Below are 24,062 nucleotides of genomic sequence, written 5' to 3'. Positions count from 1 at the left end.
TAGCTATACATAAAGTTGTTATTTCAAATAGTTACTTAAATATGCTCATCAAAAGTGCTCTGGCACGAAGCTTGCGACGTCCCCTTAAGCTCCGCCGTGTCGGCGCGGCTGCGAAATTGGTGGCGGGTCATCCGCCGAGAGGGAGCAGGCACATGGATTTCAGCAGGATTTCACGACGGCATTTGTTGCAGGGAAGTGCGGCGCTGACGCTGGGCACGGCTTTCGGCGCACGCCCGGCTGCGGCGGCCGATACCACGATCGGCTTCATCTATGTCGGGTCGCGCGACGACTACGGCTACAATCAGGCCCACGCGCAGGGTGCGGCGGCGCTGAAAAAAATGCCCGGCCTCAAGGTGGTCGAGGAAGAAAAGGTCCCCGAGACCGACGCGGTCGAAAAGACCATCGAGTCGATGATCAATCTCGACGGCGCCTCCCTGCTCTTCCCGACATCGTTCGGATACTACAATCCGCACATGATCAAGATGGCCAACAAGTTTCCAAAACTCCATTTCGAACATTGCGGCGGGTTGTGGAGCGACAAGGATCCCAAGAATGCCGGCAGCTATTTCGGTTATATCGACGAGGCCCAGTATATTTCCGGGATCGTTGCCGGCTACTCCACCAAGAGCGGCAAGCTCGGCTTTGTCGCGGCGAAGCCGATCCCGCAGGTGCTGCGCAACATCAACGCGTTCACGCTCGGCGCGAAACTTGCAAACCCCAAGGCCACCACGCAGGTGATCTTCACGGGGGACTGGTCGATGCCGGTCAAGGAAGCCGAGGCCACCAACAGCCTGATCGACCAGGGCGTCGATGTCCTGACCTGTCATGTCGACGGTCCGAAGACCATGGTCGAGAACGCCGCGCGCCGCGGCGCCATGGTCTGCGGCTATCACGTCAACCAGTCGCCGCTGGCGCCAAAATCCTATCTCACCGGCGCCGAGTGGAACTGGGAAGCGCTGTATCCGAAATTCGTCAAGATGATCGCCGCCGGCGAGGCCATCCCGAACTTCTATCGCGGCGGCCTGAAGGAAGAGATCGTCAAATGCTCGCCCTACGGCGAGGCGGTCTCGGCGGAAGCCCGCAAGCACGCCGACGACATCAAGGCCCAGCTCATGGCCGGCACCTACACCATCTTCAAGGGCCCGATCATGGACAACAAGGGCAAGGCCGTGATCACCGCGGGCACCGATCGCGGCCAGAAGGATCCTGAACTCGAGAAGATGGATTACCTGGTCGAGGGCGTGATCGGAGCGACTTCGTGACAACAGACACGGCGGATCCAGCGGAGGCGGCCGGAATAGCTCCGGCCGCCGATTCCGGCTTCCTCCAACGCTACGGCATGACCATCGAATACATCCTGATTCCGGGCGCGGCGCTGCTTGGCGCGCTCGGCGTGTTCGGGATATTCGTGGCGGTGTTCGGCAAGAGCCCGCTCGACCTCTATTTCTACATGTACCAAGGCGCGTTCGGGACCTGGTTCTCCTGGCAGAACACCTTGACCCGCGCCGCTCCTCTGATCCTGACCGCGCTGTGCACGGCGCTGCCGGCACAACTGGGCATGGTGATCATCGGCGGCGAAGGCGCGCTCCTGATCGGCGCGCTCGCCGCCACCAGCGCCGCGCTGACGATGCCATGGGCGCCGCCACTATTGGTGCAGATTGCGATGGTTTGCGCCGGCATGATCGGCGGCGGTCTCTGGATCATGCTGGCGGGCGGCTTGCGGCAATACCGCGGCGTCAATGAAACGATTTCCAGCCTGCTGCTGGTCTACATCGCGCTCGCGATCCTCAACCATCTGGTCGAGGGCATGATGCGCGATCCCGCCAGCCTCAACAAACCGTCGACGCGCGAGATCGGCGCCGCCAACATGATCGGCAGCATTCCCGGTACCGACGTGCATTGGGGGCTGGTGTTCGGCGTGATCGCCGCCGTCGCATCCTACGTCCTGATCTATCACACCGTGTTCGGGTTCGCCGCGCGCGTGGCGGGCGGTAACATCCGCGCGGCCAAGATCGTGGGGTTGGGCGTCAGCAAACTGATCCTGACCATCTGCTTTCTGGCGGGCGCATGCGCCGGCCTGGCGGGCATGGTCGAAGTCGCCGCCGTCCAGGGCCGCACCAACGCCAACCTCGCCGCCGGCTACGGCTTTACCGGCATCCTCGTCGCCTTCCTGGCGCGGCAAAATCCGCTGGCCGTCATTCCCGTCGCCATCCTGCTTGGCGGCATCAGCGCCAGCGGCGGCCTGTTGCAGCGCCGGCTCGGCCTGCCGGATGCTTCGGTGCTGGTGCTGCAGGGGATCATCTTCGTCTTCGTGCTCGCCAGCGACGCGTTGTACGGACGCATCGGCTTCCTGAAGGGAAAGTCCTGACATGGCGGATGGAACGATCGGACTCTGGACGGTGCCGCTCGCCGTGTTCGGTGGCGCGATCCGCGTCTCCACGCCGTTCCTGTTCGTCAGCCTCGGCGAATGCATCACCGAGCGCTCGGGTCGCATCAATCTCGGCCTCGAGGGCACGCTGGTGATGGGCGCGATGAGCGCCTATGGCATCTCCTATCTCACCGGCTCGCCCTGGCTCGGCGTGCTCGCCGCCGGCGTAACCGGTTCGCTGCTCGGCGCGCTCCACGCCGGAATTTGCTCATTGCCACGAGTCAACGACATCGCCGTCGGCATCGCGCTGATGCTGTTCGGCACTGGCCTCGCATTCTATCTCGGCAAGCCGTTGATCGAACCGACCGCGGCGCGGCTGCCCGCGATCGATTTCGGCTGGTGGAGCGATATCGCGCAGGTTCGCGCCGCGCTGCGGATCAACGTGCTGTTCCTGATCGGCATTGCGCTGGCGCCTGTTTTGTATTGGGCCTTCCGCACCACCCGCTGGGGCCTGCTGATCCGCACCGCCGGCGAGAGTTCGGATGCCGCGCGCGCGATGGGATATTCCGTCCTTGCAATCCGGCTGCGCGCGACCATGGTCGGCGGCTTCCTCGCCGGGATCGGCGGCTCGTTCCTGTCGCTGTTCTATCCCGGCAGCTGGAACGAAGGCCTCTCCTCCGGACAGGGCGTCACCGCGGTGGCGCTGGTGATCTTCGCGCGCTGGGACCCGATGCTGTGCATGTGGGCGTCGCTGGGCTTCGGCGGCGCCGCAGCCCTCGGACCGGCGCTGCAATCGGTCGGCGTCACCTCCGGCTATCATCTGTTCAATGCCGCGCCCTACATCCTGACCCTGGCGATCATGATCATCACCTGCTCGCCGAAGCGCACGCTGACCGGCGCGCCGGCCGAACTGTCGATCACCCGTTAAGACCGATGAGCGAGAACCAGCCATGCCCGAGCGCTATCTGAAATCCGAACCCTATGCCTGGCCCTATAATGGCGACCTGCGTCCGGCAAACACCGCGCTGATCATCATTGACATGCAGACCGACTTCTGCGGTGTCGGCGGCTATGTCGACAAGATGGGCTACGATCTCTCGCTGACCCGCGCCCCGATCGAGCCGATCAAGAAACTGCTCGCGGTGATGCGCGCGCAGGGTTTTCACATCATCCATACCCGCGAAGGCCACCGCCCTGACCTCACCGACCTGCCCGCCAACAAGCAATGGCGCTCGCGGCAGATCGGCGCCGGGATCGGCGATCCCGGCCCCTGCGGCCGGGTGCTGGTGCGCGGCGAAGCCGGCTGGGAGATCATCCCGGACCTGGCGCCGCTGCCCGGCGAGCCGATCATCGACAAGCCCGGCAAGGGCTCGTTCTGCGCCACCGACCTCGAACTGATGCTGCGGCTGCGCGGCATCGAGAACATCGTGCTGACCGGCATCACCACCGACGTCTGCGTCCACACCACGATGCGGGAAGCCAACGACCGCGGCTTTGAATGCGTGCTGATCGAGGATTGCTGCGCGGCCACCGACAAGAGCAACCACGAGCATGCGCTGAAGATGATCAAGATGCAGGGCGGCGTGTTCGGCGCGGTCGCGACTTCCACGGCTCTGATCGGAGCCCTGTCATGATCATCGGCGAAACGCCGCTACCGGAGGGGCCGCTGGGCGTCGACGCCGTCGCCATGACCATGCGGTTCGGCGATTTCACCGCGCTCGACAATGTCGAATTGAAGGTGCGGCCCGGCTCGTTCCACGCGCTGCTCGGCGAGAACGGCGCGGGAAAAAGCACGCTGGTGAAATGCATCATGGGCTATTACCACCCGACCGAAGGCGACGTCCTGGTCGGCGGCCGCGAACAGACGATCGCCAACCCCAAGGACGCCCACGCGCTGGGGCTTGGCATGGTCTACCAGCACTTCACGCTGGTGCCGGCGATGACGGTGGCCGAGAACCTGGTGCTGGCGCGCGACGACGTGCCAGCGGTCGTCAATTGGTCGAAGGAAAAGAAGGAACTCGAGGCGTTTCTCGCCCGCATGCCATTCAAGGTGCCGCTGAACGCCAAAGTGTCGGATATTTCCGCCGGCGAGCGCCAGAAATGCGAAATCCTCAAGCAGCTTTACCTCAAGCGGCGCTTTCTGATTCTGGATGAGCCGACCTCGGTGCTGACGCCGGGCGAAGCCGACGAAGTGCTGGGCATGTTGCGCGACATGGTCGTCCATGGCGGCCTGACCATCCTGATGATCACGCACAAATTCCGCGAGGTGATGGCGTTCGCCGACGAGGTCACGATCCTTCGCCGTGGCAAGCTGGCGGGCAATGGCAAAGTTGCCGATCTCACGCCTGACAGCATGGCCCGCATGATGATCGGCGCCGAAGAACTGACGGTTCAACCGGCCCGCGTCGGACAAGTCGGTGCGGCGCGACTCGAACTCGACAAACTGAACGCGCTCGACGACGCCGGCGCGGTGGCGGTTCATAACGTGTCGCTCGCGGTTCGCGGCGGCGAAATAGTCGGCATCGCCGGCGTGTCCGGCAATGGCCAGCGGCAGCTCGTCGAGGTGCTAGCCGGCCAGCGCGAGGCCGAGAGCGGCGAGATCCGCGTGATCGGCGACGTCTATCACGCCAGCCGGGAGGAGATGCGCCGTCACAAGATGTCGCTGCTGCCCGAGGAACCGCTGAAGAACGCCTGCGTCGGCGGCATGAGCGTCGCCGACAACATCGCGTTCCGTGAGTTCGACCGCGCGCCGTTTGCCAGCGGCGGCTGGTGGCTCAACCGCGCGGCCTTTCGCGAGGACGCCGAACGCAAGATCGGGCTCTACAAGATCAAGACCCGCACGCCGGATACGCCGATCTCGGCGCTGTCGGGCGGCAACGTGCAGCGCGCGGTGCTGGCGCGCGAACTCGGCGGCGAGGTCGAGGTGCTGATCGCCGCCAATCCCTGCTTCGGACTGGATTTCGCCGCGGTGGCGCAGATCCATGCTGAGATCATGGCCGCGCGCAACCGGGGGGCGGCGGTGCTTTTGGTCAGCGAAGACCTCGATGAATTGCTCGAGCTCTCGGACCGGCTTGTGGTGATGTTCCACGGCGAATTCGTCTATGAAGCGCGCGCCAGCGAAGCCGATCTCACGGACATTGGACGGCACATGGCCGGACATTGAGTTTGCTTGCCTGCCGCATCCGCCATCTGCATGATGGACGGAGCGGTGGGAGCGGCGATGAGCAGCACTTCAGATTTGGACCAAACGAAGCTCGACGAACTCTTCCTGCGGCGGTCGTTCGACGTCGCCCGCCGCGCCATCAGCCACGGCAACCATCCCTTCGGCGCCATTCTCGTCGACCAGAACCGCAACGTGCTGATCGAGACCGAGAACGGCTATATGCCCGCCCATGACGGCACCGCGCATGCCGAACGCCTGCTGGCGACGCAGGCCTGCACGACGCTCAGTCCGGACGTGCTCAAGGGAGCGACGCTGTACTCGTCCGCCGAGCCCTGCGCGATGTGTGCGGGCGCGATCTACTGGGCCGGCATCGGACGGCTGGTGTACGGGTTGAGCGAACACCGGCTGCGGGACCTGACCGGCAATCACCCGGAAAATCCGACCCTCGATCTGCCATGCCGGGACGTCTTCAAGAGCGGGCAACGGCCGACGGAAGTGGTCGGCCCCCTGCTCGAGGACGAAGCGGCGGCACCGCACGCCGGCGTCTGGAACAAGTAGCGCTCTACGCCGCAAATCACCCAAAGAAAAATGGCGCCGCGGGAACATCGCGGCGCCATCGCTTTTCACCTGGAGAAGGATCAGGCGGTTAGAACTTCACCGTCACGCCGCCATAGACGGTCGATTCGGTGCAGGAGTTGGTGCTTTGACCGGTTGCCGCAATCGTGCAGACGCCGGGGGACGCGTTGTGATCGAGACCGAACTTGTTCTGCCAGTAGCGATAGGCAACCCAGAGATCAACGAAGTGAGAGTACTTCGGGCCGATAAAGGCCTTTGAGGCGTCGAAGGTCAGACGGATCGGTTCGCTGTTGAACTCGGTCTTGGTCGCCGTGCTGAAGCGGCCGACACCAAGCCCGGTGAGCGGCTGGTCCTGATCGCCCTTCGGTCCGTACCAGGCAGCGCGGCCGCTGATCGACCAGAACTGCATGTTCTCGGGCAGGAAGCCCAGATCCATGTAGTAGTTCGTCTCGACCGCCCATGTCGCGTTGTACTTGGTGTTGCCGTCCGCGAGGCAGGTTACGCCGGGGACGCCGGGACCAAACAGGCCGCACTGGTCAAATGCGTTGTGGTTGGCGAATTCCCAGTAAACCAAGGGCGCCACGTTGAAGTAGCCCTTGTAGGGCAGGTCGAAGGCGAACTGCAGACCGGCGACGACGTCGCGCTTGGCCGGAGCCAGGAAGTTGTTTTCGGTGTTGGCGTCCATACCGACTTCGAACGAGACGTTATGCAGCGGCCCCATGGTGAAGGCTTTGGTGTTGAAGATCTCGTTCCAGCCGAAGGTCGAGCGGAACAGGCCATAGATTTCGGTTGCGCCTGCGCAATCGGCGGGAACCCCGAAGATGGTTCCCGCATTCGTGCACGGCGAGGCGGGATCATTATGACCCGACTTGAACATCGAGATGGTGAAGAAGTTGGTGCCGTAGGCCCAAAGGTCGAAATGGGTAAACGAATAGACCTGCTTGGCGGTCGTACCGTTGATCGAGCCATTCGGATTAACGGTGAACATTCCCGGATCGGTACCCTTGGGCATCCAGGAGAAAGACACCCGGTCGTCGATCACCAGGAAGAACGGGAGGTCGGCGACCGGCTTCGCCTTGGCCTTGACCGGCAAGTCAGCGGCGCTGGCAAACCCCGCCGGAATGAGACTGGAAAGCGACAGCGCCGCAGCTGCCAATGTTCTACGTAGACGAGACATCCTAAATACCCCCAAGTTGACGATCGATGATCGAGGCCCTTGGCGGCGACCCTTGCTCGGTTCGCATGAAGTTAGAAGCCTCAACTTTCTCCATGGCATGGCGTAAGTTTCATCAAGAACGCGCTGCGCTGCAGCGGTTTTTGCGAACATTGGTCGGATCGGACGAGCGGTGAAACAACCCTGAGTGGAGCTCGAAGATTCCACTTATGCCTATTTTTGTTGGCTTTCCGCGACCATTGAGCGCAGGGCAAGCAGCATGATCGGCGCAAAAGCCGCGATCGTACACAGGACGAACAATCCTGCTCAACTTCGCGTCAGCCGCGCCTTCGCGACTCCGATTTGTTTCCACCGTCACAATTTTGCAACAGGTTGTTCGGCGCTTTCGTGGATGCTGCAGCGTGCAAATGCGGAAAGGCAGCTAACGGTCAGGAAGCCTGCCCAGAATCACGCTGGGTGCGCCTGCCAAAGAGTTGGGCAAGGGCTGGCGCTTTTTCCCTACTTACGCAGGCGTCCAAACTAGCACAGTATTGAGGCATTCACTCCTGATACGCGTGACACCGGATGTTAGATTCGACGCCTGCCGCGCTGCACACTGGTGCCACGCCGCTGCTCCAGACGATCGGCCTGACCAAGCGTTATGGCGATTTCCTCGCCAATGAAAACATCGACATCGACATCTGGCCGCAGCAGATCCACGCCTTGCTCGGCGAGAACGGCGCCGGAAAATCGACGCTGGTCAAAACCGTCTATGGACTGATCCAGCCGAGCGACGGCGAGATGCGCTGGCAGGGCGAGAAGATGGTTCTGTCCGGACCGTCGGAAGCCCGCGCACGCGGCATCGGCATGGTGTTCCAGCATTTTTCGCTGTTCGACAATCTCACCGTCGCCGAAAACGTGGCCCTTGGGCTCGACGGCAAGGAATCCTTCAAGGACATGTCGGCCCGGCTCGAGCAAGTATCCAATGTTTACGGGCTTCCGCTCGATCCCAGGCGCGAGGTCTGGCAGCTCTCGGTCGGCGAGCGGCAGCGCATCGAAATCGTGCGCGCGCTGATGCAGAATCCGAAGTTCCTGATCCTCGATGAGCCGACCGCGGTGCTGACCCCGCAGGAGGCCGATCAGCTCTTCGTCGTGCTCGACCGCCTCAAGGCCGAGGGCCGCGCGATCCTCTACATCAGCCACAAACTCGAGGAAGTGAAGCGGCTGTGCGACACCGCCACCATCCTGCGCGGCGGCAAGAAGGTCTCGACCTGCAATCCCAGGGCGGAGACCGCGGCCTCACTGGCGCGCATGATGGTCGGAGCCGACATCAAGCAAGTGAAGGCGCCGGCGAGCCGGAAAACCATCGTGCCGCGCCTTGTCGTCAACGACCTCGGCCTGGAGCCCGACGATCCGCATGGTGTAAGGCTCGAACACATCTCGTTCGAGCTCAAGGGTGGCGAAATCCTGGGCATCGCCGGCGTCGCCGGCAACGGCCAGGACGAGCTTTTCGCCGCCCTTTCCGGCGAGCGGCTGGCGAAGGACCCGGGTACGGTGGTGATCGAGGGTATCGCCGCGGGGCATCTCTCGATCACCAGGCGCCGCAAGCTCGGCGCCGCCTTCGTGCCGGAAGAGCGGCTCGGCCACGGCACCGCGCCGCGGATGAAGCTCTCGGAAAATGCGCTGCTGACCGGCCACGCCGCCAGCGGCATGGTACAGCACGGCTTCGTCAACACGGCCGCGACCCTGAGGACGGTCGATCGCGCGACCGAGGCTTTTGATGTCCGCAAGGCCAAGCGCGACCCGGAAGCCGCGAGCCTGTCCGGCGGCAATTTGCAGAAATTCATCGTGGGCCGCGAAATCCTCCGCAATCCGGCCGTGCTCGTCGTCAGCCAGCCAACCTGGGGCGTCGACGCCGGCGCCGCCGCCGTGATCCGGCAGGCGCTGCTCGACCTCGCCGCCGCCGGCGCCGCCGTCCTGGTGACGAGCCAGGATCTCGACGAGCTTGCCGAGATCACCGACCGGATCGCCGTGATGTTCCACGGCCATCTGTCGGAGCCGCTCAAGACGGCCGACGCCAGCCGCGAGAAACTCGGTCTCCTGATGGGTGGAAGCAGCCTCGAGCCGAAGGAGGCCGCGCATGCAGTTGGTGCTTGAGAAACGCGCCGAGCGCTCCAACACGATCGCGCTGGTCTCGCCGCTGATCGCCATCGGCCTGACGCTCGTGACCATGAGCATCCTGTTTGCGATCCTCGGCAAGAATCCGATTTCGGCGCTTGGCGTCTACTTCATCGATCCCCTGACCGACAGCTATTCGCTGCAGGAGATCGCGGTGAAGGCGACGCCGCTGGTGATGATCGCCATTGGTCTATCGCTCTGCTACCTCGCCAATGCCTGGAACATCGGCGCCGAAGGCCAGTTCCTGATCGGTGCGGTGGCCGGAAGCTGGCTTGCGGTGAAGACGCAGGGCACCGGCGCCGGCCCTTGGGTGCTGCCGGCGATGCTGCTGCTGGGGGCTGCGGCCGGCGCGCTCTATGCCCTGATCCCGGCGCTGTGCAAGGTCAAATTCGGCGCCAGCGAAATCCTCACCAGCCTGATGCTGGTCTATGTCGCCGATCTCTTTCTGGATTATCTCGTCCGCGGCCCATGGCGCGATCCGGCCGGCTTCAACTTCCCGACCACGGCCGAATTCGATCCGGTCGCGACCGTTCCCGTGCTGATCGAGGGCGGCCGGCTGCATCTCGGCGCCATCATCGCGCTTGTCGTGGTCGCCGCCGGAGCGGTGCTGCTCGGCAAGACCATCAAAGGCTTCGAAATCCGTGTCGTCGGCGCCGCACCGCGCGCGGCGCGCTTCGGCGGTTTCAACTCCAACCAGTTGGTCCTCCTGACCTTCGCGATCTCGGGCGCGCTGGCCGGGATGGCCGGGATCATCGAGGTCGCCGGTCCCGTCGGGCATCTGCAGCCGGGCATCTCGCCAGGTTACGGCTTCACCGCGATCATCGTCGCCTTCCTCGGGCGGCTGAACCCGGTTGGAATATTAATTGCAGGACTCTTCCTCGCACTTACCTTCATCGGCGGCGAGCAGGCCCAGATCGCAATGAAAATCCCGTTGGACGTCACCAAGGTCTTCCAGGGCATCCTGCTGTTCTACGTGCTCGCCTGCGATTCCCTCATTCTCTACCGCTTCCGGCTCATTTTCGCGTCGCGACAGGTGGCCTGATGGAGCTCATTGAGGCCATCATCCTGGCGGTGCTGGCGGCTTCCACGCCGCTGTTGCTGGCGGCCACCGGCGAACTCGTGACCGAGCGCGCCGGCGTCCTCAACCTCGGCGTCGAGGGTATGATGATCGTCGGCGCTGCCTGCGGCTTCGGCGGCGCCTGGCTCACCGGTTCGATCATCATCGGCGCGCTCTGCGGCATTGTCGCGGGCACCTTGCTGTCGCTGGTCTTTGCCATGATGACGCTGGGCCTTGCCGTCAATCAGGTCGCGACCGGTCTTGCGCTCACCATCCTCGGCATCGGGCTGTCTGGCCTGATCGGCGCCGGCTTCGTCGGCGAGCGGATTAGCCCCGCGCCGCATCTTCACCTTCCCGTCCTGACCGATATCCCGCTGGTCGGGCGCATCCTGTTCGGCGAGGACGCCTTCGTCTATCTCTCGCTGGCGCTGGTCGTCTCCGTCTGGCTGTTTCTGTATCGGACCCGCGCCGGACTGGTGTTGCGGGCGGTCGGCGACAATCATGTTTCGGCGCATGCGCTGGGATATCCGGTACTCAAAATAAGAATGTTCGCGGTGATGTTCGGCGGCGCCTGCGCAGGCCTCGCCGGCGCCTATCTACCGCTGGCCTATACGCCGTTCTTCATTCCGGGCATGACCGCCGGGCGCGGCTGGATCGCGCTGGCGCTCGTGGTGTTTGCGTCATGGCGGCCGGGCCGCCTCGTGGTCGGCGCCTATCTGTTCGGCGCCGTCACGATCCTGCAACTGCATGCCCAGGGCTGGGGCGTCGGCATACCCTCGCAATTCATGTCGTCCTTGCCGTATCTCGCGACCGTGATCGTTCTCGTCCTGATTTCGCGCGCGCGGACCGGCGGCTCGACGGCGCCCGCGGCGCTGGGGACGGTGTTCGTGCCCGATCGATAAAACATACCGGAGCGCGCGCGATGGGGCGCGGGCGCATCGGGAGTGACATTCAACCCCTTAAGTAAACCGGAGATATCCATGAGAAAAATTCTCATTGCGGCGACCGCAGTGATGCTCACCGCCGGAGCAAGCATGTTCGGCGCTTCCGCCGCCGAAAAGCTCAAAGTCGGCTTCATCTATCTTGGTCCGGTCGGCGATTTCGGCTGGACCTACCAGCATGACCTTGCGCGCCAGGCACTGGTCAAGGAATTCGGCGACAAGATCGAGACCACCTATCTCGAAAACGTCAGCGAGGGTCCCGATGCCGAGCGCTCCATCGAACAGCTGGTGCGCGCCGGCAACAAACTGATCTTCACCACCTCGTTCGGCTACATGGATCCGACGCTGAAGGTGGCCAAGAAATATCCCAACGTGCATTTCGAGCACGCCACCGGCTTCAAGCGCGACAAGAACATGTCGATCTATAACGGCCGGTTCTACGAGGGCCGCTACATTCAGGGCGTTATCGCCGGCAAGATGTCGAAAGCCGGCGTGCTGGGCTACATCGGCTCGTTCCCGATCCCGGAAGTCGTCATGGGCATCAACGCCACCATCCTTGGCGCCCAGACCGTCAATCCCAACATCAAGGTCAAGATCATCTGGGCGAACACCTGGTTCGATCCCGGCAAGGAAGCCGACGCCGCCAAGGCGCTGCTCGACCAGGGCGCCGACGTGATCATGCAGCACACCGACAGTCCGGCGGCGATGCAGATCGCCTCCGAGCGCGGCAAGCTGGCGTTCGGCCAGGATTCCGAAATGATCAAGTTCGGACCGAAGACGCAGCTGACCTCGATCATGGACAACTGGGCGCCCTACTACATCGACCGGGTCAAGGCCGAACTCGACGGCAAGTGGACCTCGGAAGACACCTGGGGCGGGTTGAAATCGAAAATGGTCGTCATGGCGCCCTACACCAACATGCCCGACGACGTGAAGAAGCTGGCGATGGATACCGAAGCAGCCATCATCGACGGCAAGCTGCTCCCGTTCAAATGTCCGGTCGTGGGCCAGGACGGCAAGGAAGTCGAGTGCAAGGGCGGCACCCATCTCGACGACGGTCAGGTGCTCGGCATGAACTTCTACGTCAAGGGCATCGACGACAAGATTCCCGGCAAGTAAGGCCGGCTTCTCTTCACCTCTCCCCGCAAAAGCGGGGAGAGGTCGGATCGCGTAGCGATCCGGGTGAGGGGCGAGGCACTATGCTTGCGCCGTCGACGCTTCCAGAAGACTGCGGCTTTCCAAACCATTACCATCGAAGTTGGGAGAGAGCCCCTCACCCCAACCCTCTCCCCGCAAGGGCGGGGCGAGGGAGCGCACCGGCCGTCACCCCACCTGCATCGCATGCGCCGCGGCGCTGTGGCGGCGGATCAGGTCGGGCATATCAAGCCCGGGAATCGCGCCGTCCATCACCACCCAGTTGCCGCCGACCATCACCCGGTCGGCCCGATGCGCGCCACACAGCACCAGCGCCGCCAAGGGATCGCCGTGGCCGGAGAAACGCAATTCGTCAAGCTTGAACAGCGCCAGATCGGCCGCCTTGCCGACCGCGATCTCGCCGAGCTCGGGACGGCCGACACAGGCCGCCGAGCCCCGGGTGGCCCAGCGCAGCGCGTCCTTGTGGCTGATGCGGCCGACGCCGTAGCGCGCCCGTTGCAGCAGGAACGCGACCCGCACCTCCTGCATCAGATTGGATCCGTCGTTCGAGGCCGAGCCGTCGACGCCGAGCCCGATCGAAACCCCCGCCTCTTCCATCTCGCAGACCGGACAGCAGCCGGAGGCCAGCAACTGGTTGCTGCAGGCGCAGTGGCTGATGGCGGTCCTGGCCTTGCCCAGCCGTTTCATCTCGTCGGCGTTGAAGTGGATGCCATGCGCCAGCCAGGTCCGCGCGTTGAGCCAGCCGCATTGATCGAGGTAATCCAGCGGCCGGCAGCCGTGCATCTGCTCGCAGAATTTGTTCTCGTCCTCGGTTTCCGCCAGATGGGTATGCAGGCGGACGTCGAGCTTGTCGGCAAGGTCTGCGGTCGCGCGCATCAGCGAGGTCGTCACCGAGAACGGCGAACATGGCGCCAGCGCGATCTGCACCATGGCGTCCGCGCCACGCTGATGATGCTTTGCGACCACGCGCGCGCTGTCGGCCAGGATCGTGTCTTCGTCCTGCACCACGCTGTCGGGCGGCAGGCCGCCGTCGCGCTGCGAACGGTTCATCGAACCGCGCGTCAGCAGCACGCGAATGCCGAGCCGCTTGGCCGCGGCCACCTCGATATCGACGGCGTCCTCGAGCCCGGCCGGAAAGACGTAATGATGATCGGTGGTGGTGGTGCAGCCCGACAGCAGCAATTCCGACATCGCCACGGTGACGCCGAGATTGAGGGCATCCGGCGTCAGCCGCGCCCAGACCGGATAAAGCGCCTGCAACCAGGGAAACAGCTCGCGATCCAGCGCCGCCGGCACCGCCCGCGTCAGCGTCTGGTAGAAATGATGATGGGTGTTGATCAGCCCCGGCAGCACCACATGGTCGCCGGCCTCGAAGAAAACCGCCGATGTCCTGGGCTGGCCGCCTTTCGGCACCAGTTCGACGATCCTGCCGTTCTGGACGACAATGCCGCGTTCCGCTCCATCGGCGAGGATGGCCAGTGGATCCTTGATCCAGATTGCCCGCGTGGGGTCCATGCTCCGAACTTTCCTTGGGATACCGAATTGCAGAACGATCAGCTTAACCGTCCCTGCAATTCAAAGAACATCGCAAGCCCCGTGACAATTGGCGCTGGTCTTGCAAGACTTCATAGGCTGAGATGCATCGTGTTGAAAGCGTTGGCGTATCTATGGATTTGAATACCATCAATGAAGTTGCGCATCCGACCTCGCGGGCGCAATTGCCCGTTTGGACGGCCGGCGACGCTTGGCTCGCGGGCGGGACCTGGCTGTTCTCGGAGCCACAGGTCCATCTGACCCGGTTGATCGACCTCACCGATTTCAAATGGCCGGCGCTGACCATCGGCGAGTCCGGGCTCAGCGTTGCGGCGACCTGCACCGTGGCGCAGCTCGATGCGCTGGCCTGCCCGCCGGAATGGATCGCTTCGCCCTTGATCAACCAGTGCTGCCGGGCGTTTCTGGCCTCCTTCAAGATCTGGAAGACGGCGACCGTCGGCGGCAACATCTGCATGTCGTTGCCGGCAGGTCCCATGATCTCGCTGACATCGGCGCTCGACGGCGTCTGCACGATCTGGCAGGCCGGCGGCGGCGAGCGGAAAGTTGCCGTCGCCGACTTCGTCGCCGGCGATCAGCGCAATGTGCTGGCGCCGGGCGATCTGCTGCGGCAAATCGATATTCCGCTGGCGGCGCTGAAACGCCGTTCGGCGTTTCGCCAGATCTCGCTGACACCGGTCGGCCGGTCGGCGGCGCTGCTGATCGGCAGCGTCACGAGCGAAGGTGATTTTGTGCTTGTTATCACCGCGGCCACCGCGCGGCCGGTAAAGCTGTCCTTTGCGGGAATGCCAAAACCAGAAGAGCTGCGCGAAACGATCCTGCAGCGGATTCCCGACGGCCTCTACCACACCGACATCCACGGTAAGCCGATGTGGCGCAAGGCCATGACGCAGCGGCTGGCGCAGGAAATCCGCAGCGAATTGCAGGCGCTGCCATGACCTTCGAGATCAATGGCAAGGAATTTTCCGAAAGCCCGCGGGCCGGCCAATGCCTGCGGACATTTCTGCGCCAGCTCGGCCATTTCGGCGTCAAGAAAGGCTGCGATGCCGGCGACTGCGGCGCCTGCACCGTGCTGATCGACGGCGAGCCCGTGCATAGCTGCCTGATCCCGGCGTTCCGCGCCGACGGCCACGCCATCACCACCATCGAAGGGCTGGCACCCGACGGCGGTACCCATCCGATGCAGCAGGCCTTCGTCGATGCGCAGGGGTTTCAGTGCGGCTTCTGCACCGCCGGCATGATCCTGACCTGCGCCTCGCTGAACCAGGCGCAGCGACAGGATCTCGGCGCCGCGCTGAAAGGCAATATCTGCCGCTGCACCGGCTATCGTTCGATCGAAGACGCGCTCGATGGCAAGACCAATATCGAGGACGCTACTGCAGGCGGCGCGTTCGGCCGCAGCCTGCCGGCGCCCGCGGGACCGCAGGTGGTGCGCGGCGCGGCGCGCTACACGTTCGATACGGATATCGAAGGCCTGCTGCACATCAAGATGCTGCGCTCGCCGCATCCGCACGCCAAAATCATCTCGATCGACAAGAATGCGGCGCTGAGCGTCCCCGGTGTGCACGCGGTACTGACGCATGAGGATTCGCCGGATCGCCTGTTCTCGACCGCGCGGCACGAGAGGGTCTGGATGGATCCCGACGACACCCGCGTGCTCGACAATGTCGTCCGCTTCATCGGGCAGAAGGTTGCCGCGGTCGTTGCGGAGACCGAGGCCGCCGCCGAGGAAGGCTGCCGCCGCCTCAAGGTCGCCTACGAAATTCTCCCCGCCGTGGTCGATCCCGCAGAGGCGATTGCGCCGGGCGCGCCCGTCATCCATCCCGACAAGACGCCGGAGCATCGCGTCACCAATGCCAAACGCAATATCGTCGCGGAAAGGCACGGCGAATATGGCGACGTCGCCACCGCGCTGGCGCAGGCGGCCGCGACCTATGAGGGCACCTTCACCACCCAGCGGGTCCAGCATGCCGCCCTGGAAACCCATGGCGGTCTTGCCTGGGTCGACGCCAAGGGCGTCCTGAACGTTCGCTCCAGCACGCAGGTGCCATTCCTGACGCGGCGCGCGCTGGCGGAGATTTTCGATCTCGCGCCCGACAAGGTGCGGGTGTTCTGCGAACGGGTCGGCGGCGGCTTCGGCGGCAAACAGGAGATGTTCGTCGAGGATATCCTGGCGCTCGCCGCGATCAAGACCGGACGCCCTGTAAAATTCGAACTCACCCGCGAGGAACAGTTCATCGCGACCTCGACGCGGCATCCGATGCGCGTCACCGTGAAGGCCGGCGCCGACAACAACGGAAAACTGACCGCGCTGCAGCTCGACGTGCTCTCCAACACCGGCGCCTATGGCAACCATGCCGGCCCGGTGCTGTTCCACGCCGTCGGCGAATGCATCGGCGTCTATAATTGCCCGAACAAGAAGGTCGATGCCGTCGCCGCCTATACCAACACCGTGCCGTCAGGCGCCTTCCGCGGCTATGGCCTGCCGCAAACGCTGATCGCGGTGGAAGCGGCGATCGACGAACTTGCAAGACAGCTCGGCATCAGCCCGTTCGAAATCCGCCGCCGCAACATCGTCAAACCCGGCGATCCCATGCGCTCGCCGCCCGGCCCCGAACATACCGACGTGCTCTACGGCTCCTACGGGCTGGACCAGTGCCTCGATCTGGTCGAGCGCGCGATGGCCGCCGAGACGGCTGACACCGCGCTCTCCGCCGAGTGGCTGATCGGCGACGGCATCGCGCTGACCATGATCGACACCGTCCCGCCCGAAGGACATTTGGCCGACTGCAAGATTTCGCTGCGAGACGATGGCGGGTTCGAATTGACGGTCGGCACGGCGGAGTTCGGCAATGGCACCTCTACGGTGCATCGCCAGATCGCCGCGACCGCCCTGGCGACCACGGTCGATCGCATCCACCTGCGGCAATCCGACACCGCCCATGGCGGCCACGACACCGGCGCCTATGGTAGCGCCGGCACCTTTGTGGCCGGGCGCGCGACGCAGGCGGCTTCGGAAAATCTCGCGCGCGACCTCAAGGCGCTCGCGTCGCAGATCGCCGGAGCCGATCCCGCCGCTTGCGCCATCCAGAACGAGAGCGTGGTTTGCGGCAAACACCGCCTGTCCTTTGCCGAACTAGCCGAAGCCGCAAAAGTCGGGGGAACAACGCTGGTCGCAACCGGCACCTCTGAGGGGACGCCGCGCTCGGTCGCCTTCAATGTGCAGGGCTTCCGTGTCGCCGTGAACGAGGCTACCGGCGAGATCAGGATATTGAAGAGCGTGCAGGCCGCCGACGCCGGCCGGGTCGCCAATCCCATGCAATGCCGCGGCCAGGTCGAAGGCGGCGTCGCCCAATCGCTCGGCGCCGCGCTGTACGAGGAGATGCTGATCGATGAGGGCGGCCGCGTGGTCAATCCCAAATTCCGCGATTATCATCTGCCGTCTTTCGCCGACGTTCCGCGCACCGAAGTATTGTTCGCCGACACCTCGGACACATTGGGGCCGATGGGCGCCAAATCGATGAGCGAAAGCCCGTACAATCCCGTCGCCGCCGCGCTCGGTAACGCGATCGCCGACGCCACCGGCATCCGCTTTACGGCAACGCCGTTCAAGCCGGACCGGCTGTGGCCGGCGTTGCATGAGAAATTTGGTGGCAAGGATTCGTAGGCCTCACCACCGCCGTCATTGCGAGGAGCGAAGCGACGAAGCAATCCACACTTGTTTTGCGGCCCTATGGATTGCTTCGCTTCGCTCGCAATGACGCCGGGAGAGCGAACCTAGCCCCGCCCTACCGTGCATTCGATCTGGCCGTGCGGCTCATCGGTCGGCAGGAACACATCGTTGTGGTTATCGAGCCCGAACGCCGACAGGTTGATCGGGATGAAATGCATATTCGGGCAGGCCATGCTGATTTCGGAAATCTCCGGCACCGCCGCGAGCGCCGCCTCGCCCATCCGGTACAGGCTGTCCTGAACGCTCATGCTGTAGGTGGTCGAGAACACTTCCAGCACCGTGTCGAGTATCTTCACGTTGATGGCGGAATACTTTTGCGGCTTACCCGACCATTTCCAGGACGCTACCATGGAGGTTGCGCACATCCGGTCGCCAGTCGGCGGAATCGTGGTGTAGCGATCCTTCACGTAATTCTCCCAGCCCGACTGGGTCGACTTCATGAAGGTAAAGCCGTCGATGCCCGAAATCAGCGTCGAGGCACCATCGCGGGCAAGCGTCGCCTCGACGAACGGCTTGCCGTTGCTGTCGAGCACAAAGCTGTGCGGATTCGGCTTGCCACCAAAGCTCAGGCGGCTCCATTTCGTCTCATGCGCGGTGATCGCGACCGATGAAATCCGCGGGTAGTTGTCGAGATATTTCTTCGCCAGCACCTGGCAGAATTCTTCGGTGCAGAGCCCGGTGTTTTCGCGGGCGACGATGTTGACCACGTTCTTGATGGTGTCGGTCGAGACCGAAGTGGAATTGTCGCCGTGGGTGTAGGCGCGGGCAAAATCGCCTTCGATCATCGCCTTGATGTTGAGCTGGCTGACCTCGTGCTTGTCGCCATCGCGATGAATCCGCATCACGCGGACGCGGCCCTTCCCATATCTGTTCTTGATCAGCGGCACGCGAGAGCCTCCAGTTCAGCGGTAAATTCGCGGGATTTCGTCACCCGTTACGAGCCAATAATGAGCAACCTTCGTGCCATCGGATGAGGCATAGAGACATTCAGCTCCCCCGATACGTGGCGTAGCTCCATGGCGTGACCAATAGCGGCACGTGGAGATGGCCCTCGGGATCGCTCACCGAAAAGCGCAGCGGAATCTGATCGAGGAACGGCGGATCCGACATCGGCACCTGCCGTGCGGCGAAGTATTTCCCGACGCTGAACACCAATTCGTAACGCCCGATCGGTACCGGACGGCCGCCGATCAAGGGCTGATCGGTGCGGCCGTCGCTGTTGGTGACGGTGCGCGTCACCACGCGGCTGACGCCGAGGTCGGACAATTCGACGAGTTCGACTGCGATCCCGGCAGCAGGCTTGCCGCTATGGGTATCCAGCACATGGGTCGACAGCCGCCCGTGCACCGCGAGCCGGTCGTCCGACGTCACCAGTTGATCGAGCCGCAGCGCCGCGATCCGGCAGATTTCCGCGACCGAGGCCTGCGTTTCCGTGTTCGCGTCGTTCGGCAGCCGGCGTTCGAAATCGCGCAGGATGGAATCCTTGGTGTGGCGGCGAACGCAGACGACATAGGGAAAACCGAATTTTGAGCGATAGGCGTTGTTGACGCGCTCGAACGCGTCATATTCGGCATCCGACAACCGGTCGAGGCCGACGCTGTTCTGCTCGTCGCTGGATTCCGCGGTCAGGCCCCCGGCGCGCTGGGTCTTGTTGGCGAGATCAGGATGCCCCTTGATCAGCGCCAACCGCAATTCGGAGGGCGCGCGATCGACCACCGCCTTCATGGCCGCGAATAACGCATTGACGCCCGCGAACGGCCGCGCTGACGCCGCCTGTTCGGCGATCCATGGCGAATACTCGAAGATGTTCGCGAGCGCTGCGACGAATTCGTCCTTGCTGCAGGCATTCAGATCGGCGAGCGTTTTCTGAATCATTTCGCGCTTTCACTGTCCGATGTCGAAGGCGTTGGCGGCGAGATGCCCGAGATTGGCGTGCCAGTGCTGCGCGATCTGCAGCCGCGTCGGTACCCAGACCCGCTCATGCTTCATGATGTAATCGAGAAACCGCATCAGGGACGCCGCGCGGCCGGGGCGGCCGACGACGCGACAATGCAGCCCGATCGACATCATCTTCGGCGAGGTCTCGCCCTCGGCATAGAGGACATCAAAGCTGTCCTTGAGATAGGTGAAGAACTGATCGCCGCCGCCAAAGCCCTGCGCGTTGACAAAACGCATGTCGTTGGCGTCGAGCGTGTAAGGAATGACCAGATGCGGGCCAGCGGATGGCGCCTTGATCCAGTACGGCAGATCGTCGGCATAAGAGTCGCAGAGATAAAGCAAGCCGCCGGCTTCCATCAAGAATCTCAGCGTATTGATCGACGAGCGCCCGGTGTACCATCCGAGCGGACGGGCGCCTGTCGCCTCGGTATGCACGCGGATCGCCTCGACGATCTCCCGGCGCTCCTCGACTTCCGACATGTCCTTGTGCTCGATCCATTTCAGGCTGTGGCTGGCGATATCCCACCCGGCCTCCTTCATGGCCGCGACCACTTCGGGATTGCGCTTCAATGCAGTGGCGACACCAAACACGGTGGTCAGCAGTTGGCGTTCGCCGAATATCCGCCACAGCCGCCAGAAGCCGGCGCGCGAACCATATTCGAACATCGACTCGATGTTGGCATGGCGCTGGCCGGGCCAGGGCTGTGCGCCCAGCACGTCGGACAAGAACGCCTCCGAGGCGCGGTCGCCGTGCAAAATGTTGTTCTCGCCGCCCTCTTCGAAATTCACTACGAACTGCACGGCGACGCGCGCGTTGCCCGGCCATTTCGGATCGGGCGGGTTGCGGCCGTAGCCGCGGAGATCGCGCGGGTAACCGACCTCAGCCACCTAGACTTCCTCGAAGCGGATTTTCTGCGCGCCCTTCCACAGCACGGTCTTGCCGAATGCGGTCAGATTTTCCAAGCCCGAAGTGAGCGTGATGAAATGATTGCCGGCGAGCTGGCCCATCTTGCTGGCGAAGTGCACGCCGCCATAGGCGAGCAGGATCTCGGTCTCGCTGATGCCGCCGGGATAAAGAATGATCTGGCCGGGCGCGGGATAGCTGGTGTGGTTTTCATAGGAAACGCCGAAATCAAGATCGCCGAGCGGCATCCAGACCCCCTCGCCGCTCCAGCGGACATGGATCGCCTGGCTCTCGAACGGCATGGCTTTGCGAAACGCCGTGACGGTCTTGGGCGCCAGCTGTTCTTCGAAACGGGCCTGGAAGGTGAACTCGCCGGCGCGGACAATCAACTGGCTCATCGATATCTTCTTCTCATAGTGGGCTTGGAGGGCTTGCGAAAGGGGGTCGGCAATATCCATTGCAGCCGGAATTAGCCGAAGCAAGGACCATTCTAGCCCCAAAGGCAGGTTTTCAGCGGCGGCCCGCCGCGATCGCTCTATTGCCGGCGGTCATAGGACCAGCCGAAAATGCCGCTCCGCTGCACCTCGGGTTCCGGGGGCGGCGCCGGCGCTTCGGCCTGTGGCGGCGGCGGTGGCGGCGCCGGCAAATTGTCGCACTTGATCGAGTAGACCAGTTCGCCCTTCGCGGTCCGCCCGATCGGAGCGCAGTCGTCGACCACGCGCGCCGACGCGCCCTTGGGCGCCGTCGCCTTGGGCGTCAATTGAGTCTGCGCCCAGGCAGGCGACGTCATCAGGAGAATGACCAGCAAAATCTTCTTCATCGGCCTCACTCGCAACACAGGTATTCCCTGATCGAACCGGATCGGTCACAGCCAGTCTATTACAGACTGACGACAGCCGCTGCTGAATATTTAGCCGAAAATATTTTTGATCAAGAAATTTGCTCGCCGCTTCGTGATTGGCGGGGTCGTAATAATCCACGCCGGCCATCGTTATCTCTGGAGCAGCGCTGACACGCGAAGGCGCGTTTGCCTCGCCAGCGAAAAGCGCAAAAGGGAGAACTAAAATGCGCAAGACCATCCTCACCATTCTCGGCTCGGCCTTGATCGTTGCGACGTCGGTGCAATTCGCCGCGGCCGCGCAGCGTCATCATGGCAAAGCGGACCGCGCGGTCGCGACCCACCAGCAGAACCGCAACGCCGATGCCTACGCGGCTTGGCCGGCTCCGGCCGCACTGTCCGACGCGTACCGCTATTCCGGCGGCTACTCGGCGCCTGCCGGGCACTGAACGCCGAACCGGCGTTGACAACAGAAAGCCGGTCGCACATTGCGGCCGGCTTTTTGTTTTGCCGCGGGACTGCCGACGCCTAATATCGAATGCACAACGAATTGGTGATGCCGATGACGACAGAAACCTTGCGCGGACGGGTGGCGCTGGTGACCGGGGGCTCGCGCGGGATTGGGGCTGCGATCGTGCGAAGGCTGGCGGATGCCGGCGTCGCCGTTGCCATCAATTATCGCGAGCGCACCAACGAAGCCAATGGATTGGTGAAAAGCATTGGTGGAACCGGCGGAAAGGCCATCGCGATCGCCGCGGACGTTTCTCAAGCCGACGCCGTGGCACAGATGGTCCAGCGGGTAAATTCCGAACTCGGGCCGGTCGACATCCTCGTCAACAACGCCGGCATCGCCATCACCCGCGGGATCGACGATCTCTCGGAAGCCGACTTCGATCGCACGATCGCGGTGAACCTGAAGTCGGTTTTTCTGTGCACCCAGGCGGTGCTGCCGACGATGCGCGCGAAGCGATGGGGCCGCATCGTCAATATATCGTCGGGCGCCGCCCGCGGCGCCGGTTCGATCGGAGCGCACTACAACGCCTCGAAGGCCGGTATCGAAGGGCTGACCCGCGGCTATGCCGCGCGCCTGGTCAAGGAAGGCATTACCGTCAACGCGGTGGCGCCCTCCTTGATAGAGACGGATATGATGAAGGGGCAGCAAGGTCTGGTCAGCCGGGTTCCGCTCGGCCGCTTCGGCAAGGCGGATGAAGTCGCCCAGGCCGTCATGATGCTGCTCGACAATCCCTACATGACCGGCCAGACGGTGGCGATGAGCGGCGGCTTGGCGTTCAATTAGTGCATGGGCGCCAAGCTCTTGCTTTCGGGGATCATTGCAGGTTTCATTCGGATCATTGGCGCAGCAGTCGCCCCGGATGGGAGGAACAGCCATGCCCGTGAAGATCGCCGGTATGATCGGCACCCAGATGGAGGGGGTCGCGGTTCACCTGATCAAGGGCAAGATTTCGCGCGAGTGGGTGATCGACTTCACCCGCCTGCATGAGCAATGGGACTATGATTCCGTTCTGGTCGGATATTATGCGTCGGCGGCCGAAGGGTTCGCCATCGCGCTGTATGCCGCCGACCATACCGAGCGGATCAAATTTCTGATCGCACACCGGCCGGGCTCCGTCGCCCCCGCACTCGCGGCGCGACAGGTCGCCACCTTCGACCAGCTCACGCAGGGCCGGATGTCGCTTCACATCATCGCCGGCACGACCGACCAGGATCAGGCCAGCGAGGGCGACTTCCTGCCCAAAAACGACCGCTACCGGCGTGCCGGCGAATATCTCAATGTCATGCGCCGGATGTGGACCAGCGAGGCCCCGTTCGATCACCACGGCGAGTTTTACCGGGTCGCCGGTGCCTATTCGGACATCAAGCCCTATCAGCAGCCCTACCCCACGCTGTTTTTCGGCGGGTCGTCGGACGGCGCGCTGCAAATGGGCGCCGAATATTGCGACGTGTTCGCGATCTTCGGCGAGCCACTCGCGGAGACGCAGGACCGGATCAACGATTTCCGCAGGCGCACCGCCAAATATGGGCGAAAAGCTGATTTCAACATGTCGCTGCGCCCCATCATGGCGCCAAGCGAGGGCGAGGCGTGGGACAAGGCGCATCGCCTGCTGGCGGATGTCGAACGCAAGACCGGCGCCGCGCCGCAACCCGGCAATCATTCCAGCGAACGCCTGCTCGGCTTCGCCGCGCGCGGCGACGTACATGATGAACGGCTGTGGATGGGAATCGCGCGCGCCACCGGCGCCCCCGGCAATACATCGTGTCTGGTCGGGACGCCGGAACAGGTCGCCGCCGCGGTGCTGCAATATTACCGCCTCGGCATCCATTCGTTCCTGCTGCGCGGCTTTGAGAACCCGCACGACACGATTGCCATCGGACGCGATCTGATCCCGTTGATCAGGGCTGGAGCTGCCGAGATCGACCGGCAAGTCCAGGCCGCCGAGTAAATTCGGCCTTGCAGCCGCGGGCCCCAAGAAGAACAAGAGGAATCG

22 protein-coding genes are annotated in these 24,062 nt (G+C 63.5%); 15 read left to right on the top strand and 7 right to left on the bottom strand.

Annotated elements, in window-relative coordinates; genetic code table 11:
* Nucleotides 1-152 precede the first annotated feature (152 nt).
* Genes NL528_RS14695 through NL528_RS14670 form a run of 6 tightly spaced genes read left to right on the top strand, consistent with a single transcriptional unit; the run spans nt 153 to nt 6,089 of the window.
* Entirely contained in the window at nt 153-1,262 is a 1,110-nt protein-coding gene (locus tag NL528_RS14695; RefSeq protein ID WP_309183380.1) for a BMP family ABC transporter substrate-binding protein, read from the top strand.
* The gene (locus tag NL528_RS14690; RefSeq protein WP_309183379.1) at nt 1,259-2,368 is read left to right on the top strand and encodes an ABC transporter permease; all 1,110 of its coding nucleotides are present in this window, start codon (nt 1,259-1,261) and stop codon (nt 2,366-2,368) included. Before NL528_RS14695 ends, NL528_RS14690 begins: the two co-directional genes overlap by 4 nt.
* 1 nt (nt 2,369) lies before the next feature.
* On the top strand, nt 2,370-3,296 hold the full coding sequence (locus tag NL528_RS14685; RefSeq protein ID WP_309183378.1) for an ABC transporter permease: 927 nt from the start codon (nt 2,370-2,372) through the stop codon (nt 3,294-3,296).
* A 22-nt stretch (nt 3,297-3,318) separates the two neighbouring features.
* Nucleotides 3,319-4,002 (top strand): cysteine hydrolase family protein, encoded by a 684-nt coding sequence (locus NL528_RS14680; RefSeq protein WP_074279953.1) that lies wholly within the window; start codon nt 3,319-3,321, stop codon nt 4,000-4,002.
* Nucleotides 3,999-5,531 (top strand): ABC transporter ATP-binding protein, encoded by a 1,533-nt coding sequence (locus NL528_RS14675; protein WP_309183377.1) that lies wholly within the window; start codon nt 3,999-4,001, stop codon nt 5,529-5,531. Before NL528_RS14680 ends, NL528_RS14675 begins: the two co-directional genes overlap by 4 nt.
* Before the next feature lie 57 nt (nt 5,532-5,588).
* On the top strand, nt 5,589-6,089 hold the full coding sequence (locus NL528_RS14670) for a nucleoside deaminase (RefSeq protein ID WP_309183376.1): 501 nt from the start codon (nt 5,589-5,591) through the stop codon (nt 6,087-6,089).
* 88 nt (nt 6,090-6,177) lie between these two features.
* Here the strand turns inward: NL528_RS14670 and NL528_RS14665 are convergent, their stop codons facing one another.
* Nucleotides 6,178-7,284, bottom strand: coding sequence for a hypothetical protein (locus NL528_RS14665; RefSeq protein WP_309183375.1), 1,107 nt, complete (start codon nt 7,282-7,284; stop codon nt 6,178-6,180).
* Nucleotides 7,285-7,845: 561 nt separating this feature from the next.
* On the opposite strand from NL528_RS14665, the gene NL528_RS14660 reads away from it, so the two are divergent.
* The 4 genes from NL528_RS14660 to NL528_RS14645 all read left to right on the top strand — a co-directional run bounded on the left by NL528_RS14660 (nt 7,846) and on the right by NL528_RS14645 (nt 12,555).
* Nucleotides 7,846-9,417, top strand: coding sequence for an ABC transporter ATP-binding protein (locus tag NL528_RS14660; RefSeq protein WP_309183374.1), 1,572 nt, complete (start codon nt 7,846-7,848; stop codon nt 9,415-9,417).
* The gene (locus NL528_RS14655) at nt 9,401-10,480 is read left to right on the top strand and encodes an ABC transporter permease (RefSeq protein WP_309183373.1); all 1,080 of its coding nucleotides are present in this window, start codon (nt 9,401-9,403) and stop codon (nt 10,478-10,480) included. Before NL528_RS14660 ends, NL528_RS14655 begins: the two co-directional genes overlap by 17 nt.
* Nucleotides 10,480-11,397, top strand: a complete 918-nt coding sequence (locus tag NL528_RS14650) for an ABC transporter permease (RefSeq protein WP_309183372.1) — start codon at nt 10,480-10,482, stop codon at nt 11,395-11,397. Before NL528_RS14655 ends, NL528_RS14650 begins: the two co-directional genes overlap by 1 nt.
* Before the next feature lie 78 nt (nt 11,398-11,475).
* Nucleotides 11,476-12,555 carry a BMP family ABC transporter substrate-binding protein gene (locus NL528_RS14645; protein ID WP_309183369.1) on the top strand — a complete coding sequence of 360 codons (1,080 nt, stop codon included), beginning with the start codon at nt 11,476-11,478 and terminating at the stop codon, nt 12,553-12,555.
* Between the two features lie 204 nt (nt 12,556-12,759).
* Here the strand turns inward: NL528_RS14645 and NL528_RS14640 are convergent, their stop codons facing one another.
* Entirely contained in the window at nt 12,760-14,106 is a 1,347-nt protein-coding gene (locus NL528_RS14640; RefSeq protein ID WP_309183368.1) for an 8-oxoguanine deaminase, read from the bottom strand.
* Between the two features lie 152 nt (nt 14,107-14,258).
* Between NL528_RS14640 and NL528_RS14635 the strand changes: the two genes are divergently transcribed.
* Nucleotides 14,259-15,080 (top strand): FAD binding domain-containing protein, encoded by an 822-nt coding sequence (locus NL528_RS14635; RefSeq protein ID WP_309183366.1) that lies wholly within the window; start codon nt 14,259-14,261, stop codon nt 15,078-15,080.
* Nucleotides 15,077-17,809, top strand: a complete 2,733-nt coding sequence (locus NL528_RS14630; RefSeq protein ID WP_309183364.1) for a molybdopterin cofactor-binding domain-containing protein — start codon at nt 15,077-15,079, stop codon at nt 17,807-17,809. Before NL528_RS14635 ends, NL528_RS14630 begins: the two co-directional genes overlap by 4 nt.
* A 110-nt stretch (nt 17,810-17,919) precedes the next feature.
* Here NL528_RS14630 and pucL read toward each other — a convergent pair whose 3' ends face one another.
* From pucL to NL528_RS14605, 5 genes are all read right to left on the bottom strand, one after another.
* The gene (gene pucL / locus NL528_RS14625; RefSeq protein WP_309183363.1) at nt 17,920-18,762 is read right to left on the bottom strand and encodes a factor-independent urate hydroxylase; all 843 of its coding nucleotides are present in this window, start codon (nt 18,760-18,762) and stop codon (nt 17,920-17,922) included.
* 100 nt (nt 18,763-18,862) lie between these two features.
* Nucleotides 18,863-19,750, bottom strand: a complete 888-nt coding sequence (gene uraD, locus NL528_RS14620; RefSeq protein WP_309183361.1) for a 2-oxo-4-hydroxy-4-carboxy-5-ureidoimidazoline decarboxylase — start codon at nt 19,748-19,750, stop codon at nt 18,863-18,865.
* Between the two features lie 9 nt (nt 19,751-19,759).
* Nucleotides 19,760-20,701, bottom strand: coding sequence for an allantoinase PuuE (gene puuE / locus NL528_RS14615; RefSeq protein WP_309183360.1), 942 nt, complete (start codon nt 20,699-20,701; stop codon nt 19,760-19,762).
* On the bottom strand, nt 20,702-21,115 hold the full coding sequence (locus tag NL528_RS14610; RefSeq protein ID WP_309183359.1) for a DUF3830 family protein: 414 nt from the start codon (nt 21,113-21,115) through the stop codon (nt 20,702-20,704). It lies immediately after the preceding gene.
* Between the two features lie 137 nt (nt 21,116-21,252).
* The gene (locus NL528_RS14605; RefSeq protein ID WP_309183358.1) at nt 21,253-21,537 is read right to left on the bottom strand and encodes a hypothetical protein; all 285 of its coding nucleotides are present in this window, start codon (nt 21,535-21,537) and stop codon (nt 21,253-21,255) included.
* A gap of 245 nt (nt 21,538-21,782) precedes the next feature.
* Between NL528_RS14605 and NL528_RS14600 the strand changes: the two genes are divergently transcribed.
* The 3 genes from NL528_RS14600 to NL528_RS14590 all read left to right on the top strand — a co-directional run bounded on the left by NL528_RS14600 (nt 21,783) and on the right by NL528_RS14590 (nt 24,017).
* The gene (locus NL528_RS14600; protein ID WP_309183357.1) at nt 21,783-22,004 is read left to right on the top strand and encodes a hypothetical protein; all 222 of its coding nucleotides are present in this window, start codon (nt 21,783-21,785) and stop codon (nt 22,002-22,004) included.
* Between the two features lie 113 nt (nt 22,005-22,117).
* On the top strand, nt 22,118-22,852 hold the full coding sequence (locus NL528_RS14595; protein ID WP_309183356.1) for a 3-oxoacyl-ACP reductase family protein: 735 nt from the start codon (nt 22,118-22,120) through the stop codon (nt 22,850-22,852).
* A 91-nt stretch (nt 22,853-22,943) separates the two neighbouring features.
* On the top strand, nt 22,944-24,017 hold the full coding sequence (locus NL528_RS14590; protein ID WP_309183355.1) for an LLM class flavin-dependent oxidoreductase: 1,074 nt from the start codon (nt 22,944-22,946) through the stop codon (nt 24,015-24,017).
* Nucleotides 24,018-24,062 lie beyond the last annotated feature (45 nt).

Origin of the sequence: Bradyrhizobium sp. Ash2021 (assembly GCF_031202265.1) — a bacterium.
Taxonomy (GTDB): domain Bacteria; phylum Pseudomonadota; class Alphaproteobacteria; order Rhizobiales; family Xanthobacteraceae; genus Bradyrhizobium.
This window is presented reverse-complemented; position numbering and strand designations above follow the sequence as displayed.

Excerpts from the sequence above, each read along its gene's own strand:
- NL528_RS14660 (WP_309183374.1), top strand. The coding sequence starts at position 7,846 with ATGTTAGATTCGACGCCTGCCGCGCTGCACACTGGTGCCACGCCGCTG.
- NL528_RS14645 (WP_309183369.1), top strand. The coding sequence starts at position 11,476 with ATGAGAAAAATTCTCATTGCGGCGACCGCAGTGATGCTCACCGCCGGA.
- NL528_RS14635 (WP_309183366.1), top strand. The coding sequence starts at position 14,259 with ATGGATTTGAATACCATCAATGAAGTTGCGCATCCGACCTCGCGGGCG.
- NL528_RS14590 (WP_309183355.1), top strand. The coding sequence starts at position 22,944 with ATGCCCGTGAAGATCGCCGGTATGATCGGCACCCAGATGGAGGGGGTC.
- NL528_RS14680 (WP_074279953.1), top strand. The coding sequence starts at position 3,319 with ATGCCCGAGCGCTATCTGAAATCCGAACCCTATGCCTGGCCCTATAAT.
- NL528_RS14670 (WP_309183376.1), top strand. The coding sequence starts at position 5,589 with ATGAGCAGCACTTCAGATTTGGACCAAACGAAGCTCGACGAACTCTTC.
- NL528_RS14665 (WP_309183375.1), bottom strand. The coding sequence starts at position 7,284 with ATGTCTCGTCTACGTAGAACATTGGCAGCTGCGGCGCTGTCGCTTTCC.
- NL528_RS14675 (WP_309183377.1), top strand. The coding sequence starts at position 3,999 with ATGATCATCGGCGAAACGCCGCTACCGGAGGGGCCGCTGGGCGTCGAC.
- NL528_RS14595 (WP_309183356.1), top strand. The coding sequence starts at position 22,118 with ATGACGACAGAAACCTTGCGCGGACGGGTGGCGCTGGTGACCGGGGGC.
- NL528_RS14695 (WP_309183380.1), top strand. The coding sequence starts at position 153 with ATGGATTTCAGCAGGATTTCACGACGGCATTTGTTGCAGGGAAGTGCG.
- NL528_RS14655 (WP_309183373.1), top strand. The coding sequence starts at position 9,401 with ATGCAGTTGGTGCTTGAGAAACGCGCCGAGCGCTCCAACACGATCGCG.
- NL528_RS14610 (WP_309183359.1), bottom strand. The coding sequence starts at position 21,115 with ATGAGCCAGTTGATTGTCCGCGCCGGCGAGTTCACCTTCCAGGCCCGT.
- NL528_RS14605 (WP_309183358.1), bottom strand. The coding sequence starts at position 21,537 with ATGAAGAAGATTTTGCTGGTCATTCTCCTGATGACGTCGCCTGCCTGG.
- NL528_RS14685 (WP_309183378.1), top strand. The coding sequence starts at position 2,370 with ATGGCGGATGGAACGATCGGACTCTGGACGGTGCCGCTCGCCGTGTTC.
- uraD (WP_309183361.1), bottom strand. The coding sequence starts at position 19,750 with ATGATTCAGAAAACGCTCGCCGATCTGAATGCCTGCAGCAAGGACGAA.
- NL528_RS14630 (WP_309183364.1), top strand. The coding sequence starts at position 15,077 with ATGACCTTCGAGATCAATGGCAAGGAATTTTCCGAAAGCCCGCGGGCC.
- NL528_RS14640 (WP_309183368.1), bottom strand. The coding sequence starts at position 14,106 with ATGGACCCCACGCGGGCAATCTGGATCAAGGATCCACTGGCCATCCTC.
- NL528_RS14650 (WP_309183372.1), top strand. The coding sequence starts at position 10,480 with ATGGAGCTCATTGAGGCCATCATCCTGGCGGTGCTGGCGGCTTCCACG.
- NL528_RS14600 (WP_309183357.1), top strand. The coding sequence starts at position 21,783 with ATGCGCAAGACCATCCTCACCATTCTCGGCTCGGCCTTGATCGTTGCG.